Annotated in this window: 13 protein-coding genes; 4 read left to right on the top strand and 9 right to left on the bottom strand. The window is 66.5% G+C overall.

The features are described from left to right. Window positions 1-92: 92 nt before the first annotated feature. Window positions 93-1,115, top strand: a complete 1,023-nt coding sequence (locus ACQHI0_RS00320; RefSeq protein ID WP_427905926.1) for an AraC family transcriptional regulator — start codon at window positions 93-95, stop codon at window positions 1,113-1,115. Between the two features lie 41 nt (window positions 1,116-1,156). On the opposite strand, the gene ACQHI0_RS00315 is transcribed toward ACQHI0_RS00320, so the two are convergent. Genes ACQHI0_RS00315 through ACQHI0_RS00305 form a run of 3 tightly spaced genes read right to left on the bottom strand, consistent with a single transcriptional unit; the run spans window position 1,157 to window position 4,163 of the window. Then, window positions 1,157-1,783, bottom strand: a complete 627-nt coding sequence (locus ACQHI0_RS00315; protein WP_427905925.1) for a DUF4203 domain-containing protein — start codon at window positions 1,781-1,783, stop codon at window positions 1,157-1,159. Window positions 1,784-1,811: 28 nt separating this feature from the next. Then, window positions 1,812-3,494 (bottom strand): SulP family inorganic anion transporter, encoded by a 1,683-nt coding sequence (locus tag ACQHI0_RS00310; RefSeq protein WP_427905924.1) that lies wholly within the window; start codon window positions 3,492-3,494, stop codon window positions 1,812-1,814. 12 nt (window positions 3,495-3,506) lie between these two features. Then, a complete protein-coding gene (locus tag ACQHI0_RS00305; protein ID WP_427905923.1) occupies window positions 3,507-4,163 on the bottom strand; it encodes a GAP family protein in 657 nt (218 codons plus the stop codon). A gap of 119 nt (window positions 4,164-4,282) precedes the next feature. On the opposite strand from ACQHI0_RS00305, the gene ACQHI0_RS00300 reads away from it, so the two are divergent. Both ACQHI0_RS00300 and ACQHI0_RS00295 read left to right on the top strand, forming a co-directional pair. Continuing rightward, a complete protein-coding gene (locus tag ACQHI0_RS00300; protein WP_427905922.1) occupies window positions 4,283-4,705 on the top strand; it encodes a DUF6325 family protein in 423 nt (140 codons plus the stop codon). Between the two features lie 13 nt (window positions 4,706-4,718). Beyond that, window positions 4,719-5,042 carry an SHOCT domain-containing protein gene (locus ACQHI0_RS00295; protein ID WP_427905921.1) on the top strand — a complete coding sequence of 108 codons (324 nt, stop codon included), beginning with the start codon at window positions 4,719-4,721 and terminating at the stop codon, window positions 5,040-5,042. A gap of 50 nt (window positions 5,043-5,092) precedes the next feature. Here the strand turns inward: ACQHI0_RS00295 and ACQHI0_RS00290 are convergent, their stop codons facing one another. The 4 genes from ACQHI0_RS00290 to ACQHI0_RS00275 all read right to left on the bottom strand — a co-directional run bounded on the left by ACQHI0_RS00290 (window position 5,093) and on the right by ACQHI0_RS00275 (window position 10,250). Beyond that, entirely contained in the window at window positions 5,093-6,058 is a 966-nt protein-coding gene (locus ACQHI0_RS00290) for a DUF389 domain-containing protein (RefSeq protein WP_427909043.1), read from the bottom strand. 12 nt (window positions 6,059-6,070) lie between these two features. Continuing rightward, a complete protein-coding gene (locus ACQHI0_RS00285) occupies window positions 6,071-7,702 on the bottom strand; it encodes a SulP family inorganic anion transporter (RefSeq protein ID WP_427905920.1) in 1,632 nt (543 codons plus the stop codon). 216 nt (window positions 7,703-7,918) lie between these two features. After that, window positions 7,919-9,817 carry an alkyl/aryl-sulfatase gene (locus ACQHI0_RS00280; RefSeq protein WP_427905919.1) on the bottom strand — a complete coding sequence of 633 codons (1,899 nt, stop codon included), beginning with the start codon at window positions 9,815-9,817 and terminating at the stop codon, window positions 7,919-7,921. Between the two features lie 55 nt (window positions 9,818-9,872). Next, the gene (locus ACQHI0_RS00275) at window positions 9,873-10,250 is read right to left on the bottom strand and encodes an SHOCT domain-containing protein (RefSeq protein WP_427905918.1); all 378 of its coding nucleotides are present in this window, start codon (window positions 10,248-10,250) and stop codon (window positions 9,873-9,875) included. A gap of 182 nt (window positions 10,251-10,432) precedes the next feature. On the opposite strand from ACQHI0_RS00275, the gene ACQHI0_RS00270 reads away from it, so the two are divergent. Further along, on the top strand, window positions 10,433-10,834 hold the full coding sequence (locus ACQHI0_RS00270; protein ID WP_427905917.1) for a DUF7144 family membrane protein: 402 nt from the start codon (window positions 10,433-10,435) through the stop codon (window positions 10,832-10,834). Between the two features lie 69 nt (window positions 10,835-10,903). Here the strand turns inward: ACQHI0_RS00270 and ACQHI0_RS00265 are convergent, their stop codons facing one another. Then, complete coding sequence (locus ACQHI0_RS00265) at window positions 10,904-11,287, bottom strand: nuclear transport factor 2 family protein (protein WP_427905916.1); 384 nt, start codon at window positions 11,285-11,287, stop codon at window positions 10,904-10,906. A gap of 136 nt (window positions 11,288-11,423) precedes the next feature. Beyond that, a complete protein-coding gene (locus tag ACQHI0_RS00260) occupies window positions 11,424-11,999 on the bottom strand; it encodes a TerD family protein (RefSeq protein WP_427905915.1) in 576 nt (191 codons plus the stop codon). Window positions 12,000-12,065: the final 66 nt, after the last annotated feature.

Below are 12,065 nucleotides of genomic sequence, written 5' to 3'. Positions count from 1 at the left end.
TGATGCAGCTAACTGTAGGCTGGGTCACACGACTGTTCTTGTCCTCACGGGACAAGAAACTATTCATCTCGGGACATTGGAGGAGGGGCTGGATGAAACCGTTGTCCAGGTACGCGTCGCTGAACGACTACGTCGAACTGGCCAGATCACTGGGCCTCGAGCCGGCCCGGCTGATCCGTGACTGCGGACTCGATCCGGCCGGTTTCGGCACCCAGGACCGCTGGATTCCGGCCGAAGCCGTCGCCGAACTACTGGAACGCTCCGCGGCCGAATCCGGCAAGGAGGACTTCGGTGTGCGATTGGCGCAGCTGCGGCGGTTCTCCAACCTCGGCCCGTTGAGCCTGGTCATCCGCGAGGAATCGGACGTGCGCAGCGCGCTGCGGCTGCTGTCGCGCCACGAGCACATGTACAACGAGGCGCTGCACACCGAGGTCATCGAGGCCAACGGCATGGCGACCATTCGGGTCAGCGTGGCCGTCGGCCGCGTGGTCCCCGTCCGGCAGGCCGTCGAACTCACCACCGGGGTGCTGCACGGCTTGCTCCGCGGATTCGTCGGACCCACCTGGCGGCCGATGCAGGTGTGCTTCTCCCACCCCGCGCCGCACGACCGCACCACCTACCTCAAGATGTTCGGCCCGCACGTCGAGTTCGGTCAGGATTTCGACGGAATCCTCACCTACAGCAGCGATCTCGACGCGAAGAACGCGATGGCCGACCCGCTCCTGCACGCCTACGCGCAGCAACTGCTCGGCGCGCTGGCGCCATCGCAGGAGACCACGGTCGCCGACCGGGTCCGCGAACTCGTCGAACTGCTGTTGCCGACGGGCCGGTGCACTGTCGAACAGGTGGCGCGCAGCCTCGGGGTCGACCGGCGCACGGTGCACCGCAAGCTCGCGCTGGACGGCACGACGTTCACCTCGGTGGTCGACGATATCCGCGGTGCGGCGGCCGAGCGGATGGTCGCCAACCGCCGCCACTCCCTCACCGAAGTGGGTGATCTGCTCGGGTTCTCCTCGGTGAGCAATTTCTCGCGGTGGTTCAGTGCCAAATACGGTGTCAGCCCACGGCAATGGCGACACGGTCGCGCTCCGGCCACCGGCGGCACCGCGCACTGATCGGGTTCGACCGGCCGATGGCGTCACCACGGCCGGTCGGCTCAGCTCGCTGGCCAGCCGCCGTTGCGCTCGCGCATGTCCGGCTCGTCGTCGTCACCGACCGCCAGGTGCTCGATGCCGAGCTTCTCGGCGAACAGGTGGCGCTGGGTGATCCAGCCGAGCACCGAAAGACCGACCCAGACCAGGGTCGAGGTGACCTGCTGCCAGCCCGATTCGGGGTAGCGCAGAAACGACAGCGAGTCACTGAATCGCGCGACACCGCTGCAGATCATGCTGGCGCCGCCGATCGAGGTCAACCACAGCAGTGCGCGGGCCCGGAACTTCTGCGCCAGGAACGCCCCGGCCACACCCAGCGCGCCGGCGACGATCATGCTCAACGCCACGTTCTTGTCGCCGGGCTGCAACACCGTCGCCAGCTTGGTGCCGATCATCACGCCGGTGAGACCGCCGATGAAATAGGCGGCGAAGCGGAATACGAGCGAGGTGACGACCCAGACCGAGACCGCGCCGATCAGCCCGACCAACAGCAGCCACCAGAAACTCGCGTTGAACAGGTCGGCGATCAGCCAGCCGAGGCCGAACCCGATCGCGAGCAGACCGAGGTTGACCGAGCGAATCCCGTAGAAGCACAACAGCGCTCCGACGAGGGCGACCAGAATGCCGTTCATCTGTGTTCCTTTCGGCAGGCGGGCGTGATCACGACCCGGACAGTGCGGCGGTCGCGGCGGCGACGGTGGGATAGATGGGGATCGGGACGTCGCCGTGCTCGGCCGAGCCGAGCGCGTCACCGAACTGGGCGATCGGTCGCGCGATCGCGAACCCGATCCGCCGGGCGGCCAGCGTGTCACGCAAGGCGAGCAGCATCGCCGCGGCGGTCACGTCGATCGAGGGCGAGGTCTCGGCATCGAGGACGACCATTCGGGTCCGGTCGGTGCACAGTGCTTCGATCCGGTCCTTCACGAAATCGGAGTTGGCGAAGAACAATCCGGCCTCGACCCGGACCACCAGCAGATCGGGGCGCGTCGTCGCGTCCGGGTGCCGGTGGAGGTCGACCCACAGCGTCTCGTGCTTGCCGAGCACGGCCACATGCGGTTGCGAGGCCCGGTACACCAGCAGCACCATCGCCACCCCGATGCCGATGAGCAGACCCGGCAGCGTGTCGAAGATCAGCACACCGAACATCGCGGCCATCGCGCCGAGGAAGTCGGCGCGCGCGGCCTTGCCGTAGATGCTGCCGAGCATGGTGGTCCAGACCCGGTAGAAGCGGCGCATCGCGGCGATATCGACCAGCTCGACGACGGCCGCGATCACGACCGCCGCCAAGGTGGCATCCGGCAGTTTCTCGAACAGCCCGGTCAGAAACAGCAGGGTGATGAGCGTGAGCCCGGCCACCACGAGCCCGCTGAGCTGGGTCTTCGCCCCGGCACCACCGTTGACGGCCGTCTTGGACAAGCTGCCGTTCACCACCATCCCCGAACTCGCTCCCGAGCCGAGATTGGCGACTCCGAGTCCGATCAGCTCCCGATTCGGGTCGATCGGGTATCCCGCCTTGGCCGCATAGGTTTTCGCGGCGCCGAGACCCTCGGCGAAGCCGATCAGTAGTACGCCGACAGCCGGACCGAGCAGGTCGAGATAGTCGTCGAACGTCACGCCCGACGGCAGCCCGAGCGCGGGCAACCCGGCATCGATGTGACCGACGATCGCGACACCCTTGTCGTCGAGTCCGAAAATGGCCACGGCGACGATGCCGAACAGCACGGCCACCAACGCGCCGGGAACGAACGGCAGCCAGCGGCGCAGCACGAGCACCAGCGCGAGGCTGATCAGGCCGATCGTCACAGTCCGCCACTGCGTCTGTCCCAGATCGGTGATGATCCCCCACGCCTGCTCGAAGAAGTTGCCTTCGTGTTTGTCGATGCCGAGCAACTTCGGCACCTGCCCGATGATGATGACCAGGGCGAGGCCGACGATGAAGCCCTTGAGCACAGGTTCGGAGATGAACGCGGCGATGAAGCCGAGCCGCAGGAGCCCCGCCAGCAGCCCGACGATGCCGGTCGCGATGGCGAGTGCGCTCGTCAGCGCGAGATAGCGGCCGCCGTCGGCACCCGCGAGCGGCGCGATGATCGCCGCCGACAGTGCCGCTGTCGCCGACATCGGGCCGACCACCAGGTGCCGCGAACTGCCCGCCAGCGCGTAGAGCACCAGCGACGGCACGGCCGCGTACAGACCGACGACCGGCGGCACCCCGGCGATCGAGGCGTAGGCCAGCGCCTCGGGCACCAGCACCGCCCACACGGTGAGACCGGCGATCACATCGGGACGCAGCCAAGCCCGCCGATAGCCGTGCAGTGACTCGAACACCGGAAATGACAGCGCCACGATCCCTCCTCGTTACAGCCCGCCGATGCCCTTGCCGACCACCACCGCACCCATGATCAGCAGCACGATCGCCATCACCGCGTGATTGTTGAGCTGCAACCACTCCCGCAGGCTGTCGAGCATCGGACCGAGTTTGCCCGCGGCGACCATGTAGCCGATGACCACCGCAAGGACCGTGGCCGAAGCGAGCAGGGTGAACACCACGATCGCGACCAGCTCGCCCCCCGCGCTCAATCCGCCGGACCCGATCGCGACACCCGCCGAAACACACAGCAGCAGATTCTTCGGATTCACCCCCGACAGCAGCGCGCCCAAACCCAGCGCCTTCACCGGCGTGAGTGTGTCGATCGCCTGCATCCAGCCGGGCACCTCGGTCTGTGACCGTTCCTGCCACTGGATCACCGCCAAGACCACCAGCGCGACACCGAGAATGATCTTCACGATCGAGGCGCCCGTCGACGGTTCGCTGTCCGTGCCGCCCAACGTCCCGGCGAGCAAGGTCAGCACGCCGGTCACGACGAGGATTCCGGCCACCCAACCCACGGCGAAACCCTTCGCGGCACCGCCCGCGTTCTTCGACAAGATCATCAGAATCGCCGCGATGATCGGGATCGGCGACAGCGCCACACCGACCGCGAGTGGCAGGAGACCGCCGAGTACTGAGCCCATGCCACGACGCTAAACGGGCCGTGCACGGCCCGCCTCACACTTTCCGGGTGAACTGCACCGGTGTTTTCATCCGAATCGGGTGAAGCAGCCGAGGCCTGATCAGCGGCATGATTCGGCGTATGGGATCACCAGCAACGCTCGGACCGGTCGAATTCCTTGTGCTCACCTTTCCCGGCACCGACATCGACACATCCGTCTCGGCGGCGCTGGCCGAGGTCGTCGCGAAGGGCACGGTCACGCTGCTCGATCTGCTCGTGCTGTCCATGGACGCGGCGGGCACCATCACCGAACGCGAGATCGACGACGACATCGCCGTGGTGGGTCTCACCGGCCTGACGGCTGCCGACATCGACCTCGTCAGCGACGACGACCTCGACGTCGTCCGCGCGTCGATGGAACCCGGAACGACCGCTGTCGTCATCGTTTTCGAGGAAACGTGGGCGGTTCGCCTGGCCGGCGCGGTGCGCGCGGCCGACGGCGAGGTCGCGCTGCACGTGCAGGTACCGCGCGATGCCGTCGACGCCGCGCTCGCCCTCATCTAGGAAGGAATCGGCTATGCCACTTCGAAGGGGTCGCATCGGGCGGCCGGGACTGCTCGGCGCCGTGGCCAGGACCGCCGTTGTCGCAGGTACCGCCACTGCGACCTCGAATGCGGTGAACCGGCGGGGAGCGCGGCGAGCCGCCGAACAACAGGCCTACGCCCAGCAACAGGCTCCGGCTCCCCCGCCACCGCAGCAGGCTCCCCCGCCACCGCCGCCCGCGGCCCCGAGCGCAGGCAACGACACCGTCGCCCAGCTCGGCCAGCTGGCCGAGTTGCACTCCTCCGGCGCGCTGTCGGACGCCGAATTCGCGGCCGCGAAGGCCAAACTGCTCAGCTGAACGGCCCACCGAAGACGCCCTGGCAACACTGCCTGGGCGTCTTCGTGTGTCTACTGCACGCGACCACCGACCGTGTGGATGATGACCACCTTCGGGTCCCACGGAACGAGATCGTTCACCTTCTGCTGCAACTGCGCCCGCGGTGGCAACTGCTGGGGAGCGAGCACCGAGACCGTCGCGATGTCACCTTGCAGAGTGACGTCGATGACCTGCGCGTCCGCCGAGTCCCCCAGCCAGTCCCTGGCCGCATCGGCGATCTGCCCGGCCCACAACGTGGACAGCGAATTGAGCACCATCGGGATCGCCACCAGCACCAGGGCCGCACCGAGCGCGAGGTAGGCCCGGCCCCGCCGAACCGTCGCCGGATCGGCATCGCCCGCGTACCCCGCGATGAGCAGCACGATCGTCGACGTGATGATCATCGCGACCACATTGGACGCGAAGAGCACGAAAGCGCCCCCGGCGAGCGCGGGCGCCCGCGAACCCAAGCACACCCCGACCACCCCCAGCGGCGGCACCAGCGAAATCGCGATCGCCACCCCCGGCAGCACATCGCCGACATCACGGCGGGTGATCGCGATCGCCGCGACCAGGCCGGTCGCCATCGCCGCGGTCAGATCCATCAGCTTCGGCGAAGTCCGCCCGACCACTTGGGCATTGGACAAGACATTGACGGGGTTGGGCAGCAACTGCGCGAAAAGGAACCCGAGCGCGACCACCACGACGATCCCCGACAAGACCAGCAACAGACTCCGGCCGAGCAGCCGCGCACGACCGGTCACCACCCCCAACGCCACTCCGAGAATCGGAATCGACAGCGGCGCCACGATCATCGCGCCGATCACGGTCGCGGTGGAATCACCGATGACGCCGGAGATCGCGATCACCGCCGACATCACCAGCATGATCCAGAACGCCGACCGCTTCGACGCGACCGCGCCCACCGACAGATCCAGTTTGTCGGTCAGCTCGTCCAACGATCGTCGCTGGTCCTGCGGGACCAGAAAACTCAGCATGGCAGGCATGGGTCATGACCTCCGGTCTCGGTGGATCCGAACCTCGGCATCGGCATAGGCGGCCAGTGTCGACTCGCCGAGCGTGCTTGTCGCCGGGAAGAATTCGATGCGGACGCCTTGCGCGTACAGCAGATCGTCGGTCCAGACGTCGCGGATTCGTGGGTCGATACCGCTGAGGTAGAGGCGCCCGCCGAGTGCGTCCAGCCGCCGCGCGTAGTCGCCGATCACGTGCAGGAAGGTCGCGCTCACGCTCGTGCGCCCGCGCAATCGCAGAATGACCACCGAGTCGTGTGCGCCGCCGGGGTCGGGCAGCTTGGTTTGCAGCGTGCGCGCGCCCGCGTAGAACAGGCTGCCGTAGACATCGAGGACGACGATCTCGTTGTCGGACACCGTGCGCGGCGCCTTCGCCTCGACGAGGTGGTCGCCGTCGACCCGCAACCGGACCACCTTCAAGTCGATGGCCTCCTGGTTCAGTTGCAGCAGCAGCGATAGCGCGACACCGACGCCGACCGCCGCCGTCACCGGCAACAGCAGCGTGGCGACAAAGGTCACCACCAGCGCGGTCCGCGAAATCGCACCACTGCTCCAGATGGCGATCAGGCGATCGGGATCGATCGACCGGGCGGCGGCGACCATCAGAATCGCGGCGAGTGTCGGCAGCGGCACCCGGCCGACCACCCCGGCCAGCCCGACCATGATCACCAGAATCCACAGACCCGACCACATCCCGCCCCAGCGGCTGCGCGCCCCGGAGGAGACGTTGATCGCTGTCTGCCCGACCGATCCACCCACCGGCATCCCACGGAACAGCCCGGCGAAGATATTGCCGATGCCTTGCGCGGTGAAATCGCGATCGACCGAGGACCGCGTGCCACCCGGGTTCGGCGACGACTCGGCCACCCCGGTGCCCTGCACCAGCACGATGACGGTCACCGCCAGCGCCCCGGTGACCAGCGACGGCGACAGCGCACTCAACTCCGGCAGGTGCGGCAGCGGAAACCCGGTCGGAATCTCGCCGGTGTCGGCGACCGTACCGACCTGGGTCCAGCCGAAGCCGAACACCACGATCATCGGCACGATCAACGCGAACAGCGAGGCGACCGTGCGCAACTTCGTGTACGCGAGCGAGATGATCAGCAGCATCGCCAGAACGCCGACAACCGCTGCGCGCCAATCGAAGTCGAGCGGATGCAGCACCACATGCAGGGCTTTCGTCAGTGCGATCGACCCCCGCACCGGCGCGCCGAGCAGACTCGGCAGCTGGCCGAACAGGATGTTGGCCGAGATGCCGAGCAGGAACCCGGTCATCACCGAATGCGAAACGAACCGGGTGTACTTGCCCAACCGCAAGATCGCGGCGACGATCATCATCGCGCCCGCGATCAACGTCAGCATGACAATGGCGGCCGACCGCTGTTCGGGGTCGACTTCGGTCAGCGTCGAACCGACCGCCAACGCGGACGCGCTCGTCGTGGTGACCACCATCAGCTGCGTGCTCGTGCCGAACCCGCCGAAGAATCGCCCGGCCATACTCGCGTACAGCCCGTGCACCGGGCTCACCCCCGCGAGCACGCCCGCCGCCATCCCGTCCGGCACCCCACCGATCGCACCCGGAATCCCCGCGACGACATCGGCTTTCGACATTCGCTCGGTCCGCAGCCACTGCCGAACCCGGCGCACGACCTCAGCCACAGCGCGGCCTCGCCGTGGGCATCACACCGCCACGGCGCACGGCCTCGGTCACCGTGGCGTTGTGGGCCGTCGGCGTCGCACCCATCACATCTCCTTCGGCTGCCGACCGGGCGACTGGCGACTCCCGCCGATCGCGCCGGTACCCTGGCGCGGTCGGCGGGAGGTTGTTCACGGCGTGACCATGGCGAAATCCGGGTCGGGGGCGACCAGATAGCCGACGAGTTCGACCAGCTTGGCGGGGTCGCCCTCGACCGTGACGCGGCCGTCGCCGATCATCTTCCCCAGATCCTGTCCGCCGAGAAGAGCCGCGCGCAGGTCCACTTCGGTGAGACCGAACGTCGTCTCGGCGGGCGGGAGGTCGCCCTCGACATCGAAGTGCACGAGCAGCCCGTTGCGTAGTTCGGTGCGGTGCACAGTGCCGGAATCGGTGAGACGCCAGTCGATGACGATCTTCGCGTCCCAGGCGCTCGGGCCGTCGACCCGCAGCGCGAGCGCATCGAACACCTGCTCCACGGAGAGCGCGGCGGAAATGTCGTCGGAGGAAGTCGCCAGCGGGGTACCGACATTGCCGTTGCGCAGTTCGTAGGCGCCCATCAGGAAGAAGTTGCGCCAGGTGCCGTTCTCCGAGCCGTAGCCGAGTTGCTCGAGCGTGTCCGCCTGCAACGCCTTCGCCTCGGCATTGCCGGGGTCGGCGAAGATGACGTAGTTGAGCACCTGGGCGACCCAGCGGAAATCGCCGTCGGCGTAGGACTTTCGCGCCTTGGCGATGACTTCGTCGGCCCCGCCCATGAATTCGACATGGCGTCGGGCGCTCGCGACCGGCGGATGCTGCCACAACGTGGCGGGGTTACCGTCGAACCAGCCCATGTACCGCTGGTAGATCGCTTTGATGTTGTGGCTCACCGACCCGTAATAGCCGTGGGTCGACCACGAGTTCACGATGGCCGGTGGCAGTGGGAAATCCTCGGCGATCTCGATACCGGTAGCGCCCTGGTTCAATGCCCGCAACGTCTGGTCGTGCAGGTAGCCGTAGAGGTCGCGCTGAATCGACAGGAACTCGGTCAACCGGTCGGTTCCCCACGTCGGCCAGTGGTGGGAAGCGAACACGACATCGGTGCGCGCGGCATATCGGTTGATCGCCTGCGTGAGGTATTTCGACCACACGTGCGGGTCGCGAACCAGCGCACCACGCAATGTCAGCAGGTTGTGCAAGGTGTGGGTGGCGTTCTCGGCCATGCACAGCGCCCGCCGGGCCGGGAAGTAGAAGTTCATCTCCGACGGCGCCTCGGTACCCGGGGTCATCTGGAACTCGATATCGACCCCGTCGACTGTCACGGTCTGCCCGGTGTGGTCGATGTAGACCGTCGGTGAGATCAAAGTCGGGGTTCCGGTCGAATTCGTCGGTCCCAGGCCTGCACCGACCGCGCCCTTCGGCCCACGCGGAAGCACGGCGCCGTACATGTACGCCGACCGGCGCGCCATCGCGGTGCCCGCGTACACGTTCTCCTCGACCGCGTGCTCGGTGAAACCGACCGGCGCGATGATCTGGCAACGCCCCGCCGCGACATCCTCTTCGGTGGTCACACCCTTCACCCCACCGAAATGGTCGATGTGGGAGTGCGAATAGATCACCCCGGTCACCGGGCGCTCACCACGATGCTCACGATACAGCGCCAGCCCAGCCGCGGCGGTCTCCTGCGAGATCAGCGGATCGATCACGATCACACCGGTGTCGCCTTCGACCAGCGTCATATTGGACAGGTCGAATCCGCGGATCTGGTAGATGCCGTCGGCGACCTCGTACAAGCCTTGCTTCGCACACAATTGCGATTGGCGCCACAAACTCGGATTCACCGTGGGCGGGCACTCGCCGTCGAGGAAAGAGGTATAGGCGTCGATGTCCCACACCACCTCGCCCGCGGCGTTCTTCACCACCCCCGGTGTCAGCGCCGCGACGAAGCCGCGTTCGGCATCGGTGAAATCCTGTGTGTCGCCGAACGGTAGCGTGCGCAACAACGTTTCGTTGTTGGCTTCGATACTGGCCGAGACACCCTGCTGACTGGTCATCAGATTCCTTTCACTGTCTGTGAACGACGCCGAATTGCGCAGTGAATCGCGGGTTTCAGGCGAGCGCCTTGGCCTTGAGCTGCTGGAATTCCGCCTCGGTGATGGCGCCGGCGTCGAGCAGCTTCTTCCCGTCGGCGATCTGGGCGGCGGAATTGGTGCCTGCGGCCTGTCTGATGTAGTTGTCCGTCTCGGTGCGTGCCTGCTTCTGCGCTTGCTCGGACCGTTCGGTCATGCTCTCGCCGCGGAAGATCAGGTACACCAGCCCGGTGATCAGCGGGAACAGGATCAAACACACCACCCACACCGCTTTCACCCAGCCCGAGGTGGACCGGTCACGGAATAGATCGGTGAGAATGTAGAACATCAACATCAGGTAGGCGACAAAGCAGAAGCTCACGATGATGACCCAGAGAACGTCCCACACCGACGACATGATTCGACCTCACTTCTGTGATGCGTGAGCACCGGCCGGTGGCCACGGTTGTGCCCCGCCATCGTCGCGGAGAACCCCGGCCGCACACATCATCCGAATCGGGTGAATCCGGCCGAGCTGACACTCGAATTCACCCGTAACGGGGGATACGGCACAGCACCGACGGCCCTACCGTCGACATCATGACCACCACCTCGCATCCCGTCCGCCAAGGTCTCGCGGCCGGCATCACCATGCTCGCGGCGACCATGCTCCTGGTGGCAGGCGCACTGAGCATCCTGCGCGGCATCGCAGGCGTCACCAAGGACGAAATATTCCTGATACCGAGCGAATACAGCTACCAGTTCGACGTCAGCACCTGGGGCTGGATCCACATCGCGCTCGGCATCCTGCTGGTCGCCGTCGGCGTCGGGATGATCGCGACCGCGACCTGGGCCCGAATCTTCGCCTACTGCTTGGCCTCGCTGTCGATCGTCGCCAATTTCCTGTCGCTGCCGTATTACCCGTGGTGGTCGGTGATCCTCATCGTCATCGACCTCATCGTCATCTGGGCGATTTCGGCCTGGAACCCCACCCGCGTCTGAGCTGTGGGGCCCCGCCCGCAACGGCACCCGGCCCCGCGATTCTCGCGATCGGCAGTCGACCCGGGTTCGCTACGTCTTGGTGGCGGTGATCTGGGTCAGCAGGCACCGCCACCGACCGTCTTCCTCGACGAACACGTCGGTTGTCCACTCGTCGGCATCGAACCGGGTGCCTTGGTAATGGGCAGTATTGGTGATCCGGGTAGTCAGCAGGGCGAGCTCGCCGTGGTAGCGGATCCTCGGCTCGCCGACTCGCCGCATCGCCGAGTGTGTGAGATCGCCCGATCGGACGAAGGCAAGGAACCGCTCGGCCGTGGTGATGCCGTTCTCCGACACCATGATCCACTCGTCGGCCATGTAGGAGCCGATCCGGTCCGCGTCGTTGGCGACGATCGCCACCTGCCACTCGTCGAGTACGGCCAGCAGCTGGTCATCAGCCGTGTGTGTTGTTGTCATGGTCCAACGCTAGGACCGATATTCCGCCCGGTCTTGGACGAATGGAACGACAGTCCCGGTGTGGCGGGAGCTGCGGGGTCAGCTGCGAAATCGCCTCCGGCATCGAGAAATTTCGCAGCCGACCCGCACTATCGGATCAGAGGCTGACGCCGAAATCGCGGGCGATGCCCTCCAGGCCGGAGGCGTAGCCCTGGCCGGTGGCACGGAACTTCCACTCGGCACCGTTGCGGTAGAGCTCGCCGAAGACCATGGCGGTTTCGGTGGACGCGTCCTCGGAGAGGTCGTAGCGAGCCAGTTCCTCACCGTTGCTGCGGTCGAGCACGCGGATGTAGGCGTTGCGCACCTGGCCGAAGGACTGGCTGCGGGCGGCCGCGTCGTAGATCGAGACCGGGAACACGATGGAGTCGATGGTCGCCGGGGTGTTGGCCAGGTCGACGTTGATCGTCTCGTCGTCGCCGTCGCCCGCCCCGGTGGTGTTGTCACCCGCGTGCTCGATCGCGCCTTCCGGCGACTTCAGGTTGTTGAAGAAGACGAAGTGCCCGCTCGACACCACCTTCTTGTCGGCACCGAGGCCGATGGCGCTGGCATCGAGGTCGAAGTCCGTGCCGGTGGTGGTCCGCAGATCCCAGCCGAGGCCGACCGCGACGGCGGTGAGATTCGGCGCCGCCTTGGTCAGTGAGACATTGCCGCCCTTGGACAAGCTGACACCCATATCGAGAACTCCCGTACCTCATCGCGGCGCACAGCGCACCGTCGCCCCCACCCTAACTCTCGACTC

The sequence above is a fragment of the Nocardia sp. FBN12 genome, from assembly GCF_050320175.1.
GTDB lineage: Bacteria > Actinomycetota > Actinomycetes > Mycobacteriales > Mycobacteriaceae > Nocardia.
Note: the sequence above shows the minus strand (reverse complement) of the source record. Positions and strands in the feature narration are given on the sequence as shown.

Excerpts from the sequence above, each read along its gene's own strand:
- ACQHI0_RS00300 (WP_427905922.1), top strand. The coding sequence starts at position 4,283 with ATGGGATCACCAGCAACGCTCGGACCGGTCGAATTCCTTGTGCTCACC.
- ACQHI0_RS00315 (WP_427905925.1), bottom strand. The coding sequence starts at position 1,783 with ATGAACGGCATTCTGGTCGCCCTCGTCGGAGCGCTGTTGTGCTTCTAC.
- ACQHI0_RS00270 (WP_427905917.1), top strand. The coding sequence starts at position 10,433 with ATGACCACCACCTCGCATCCCGTCCGCCAAGGTCTCGCGGCCGGCATC.
- ACQHI0_RS00260 (WP_427905915.1), bottom strand. The coding sequence starts at position 11,999 with ATGGGTGTCAGCTTGTCCAAGGGCGGCAATGTCTCACTGACCAAGGCG.
- ACQHI0_RS00290 (WP_427909043.1), bottom strand. The coding sequence starts at position 6,058 with ATGCTGAGTTTTCTGGTCCCGCAGGACCAGCGACGATCGTTGGACGAG.
- ACQHI0_RS00265 (WP_427905916.1), bottom strand. The coding sequence starts at position 11,287 with ATGACAACAACACACACGGCTGATGACCAGCTGCTGGCCGTACTCGAC.
- ACQHI0_RS00295 (WP_427905921.1), top strand. The coding sequence starts at position 4,719 with ATGCCACTTCGAAGGGGTCGCATCGGGCGGCCGGGACTGCTCGGCGCC.
- ACQHI0_RS00305 (WP_427905923.1), bottom strand. The coding sequence starts at position 4,163 with ATGGGCTCAGTACTCGGCGGTCTCCTGCCACTCGCGGTCGGTGTGGCG.
- ACQHI0_RS00275 (WP_427905918.1), bottom strand. The coding sequence starts at position 10,250 with ATGTCGTCGGTGTGGGACGTTCTCTGGGTCATCATCGTGAGCTTCTGC.
- ACQHI0_RS00285 (WP_427905920.1), bottom strand. The coding sequence starts at position 7,702 with ATGTCGAAAGCCGATGTCGTCGCGGGGATTCCGGGTGCGATCGGTGGG.
- ACQHI0_RS00320 (WP_427905926.1), top strand. The coding sequence starts at position 93 with ATGAAACCGTTGTCCAGGTACGCGTCGCTGAACGACTACGTCGAACTG.
- ACQHI0_RS00280 (WP_427905919.1), bottom strand. The coding sequence starts at position 9,817 with ATGACCAGTCAGCAGGGTGTCTCGGCCAGTATCGAAGCCAACAACGAA.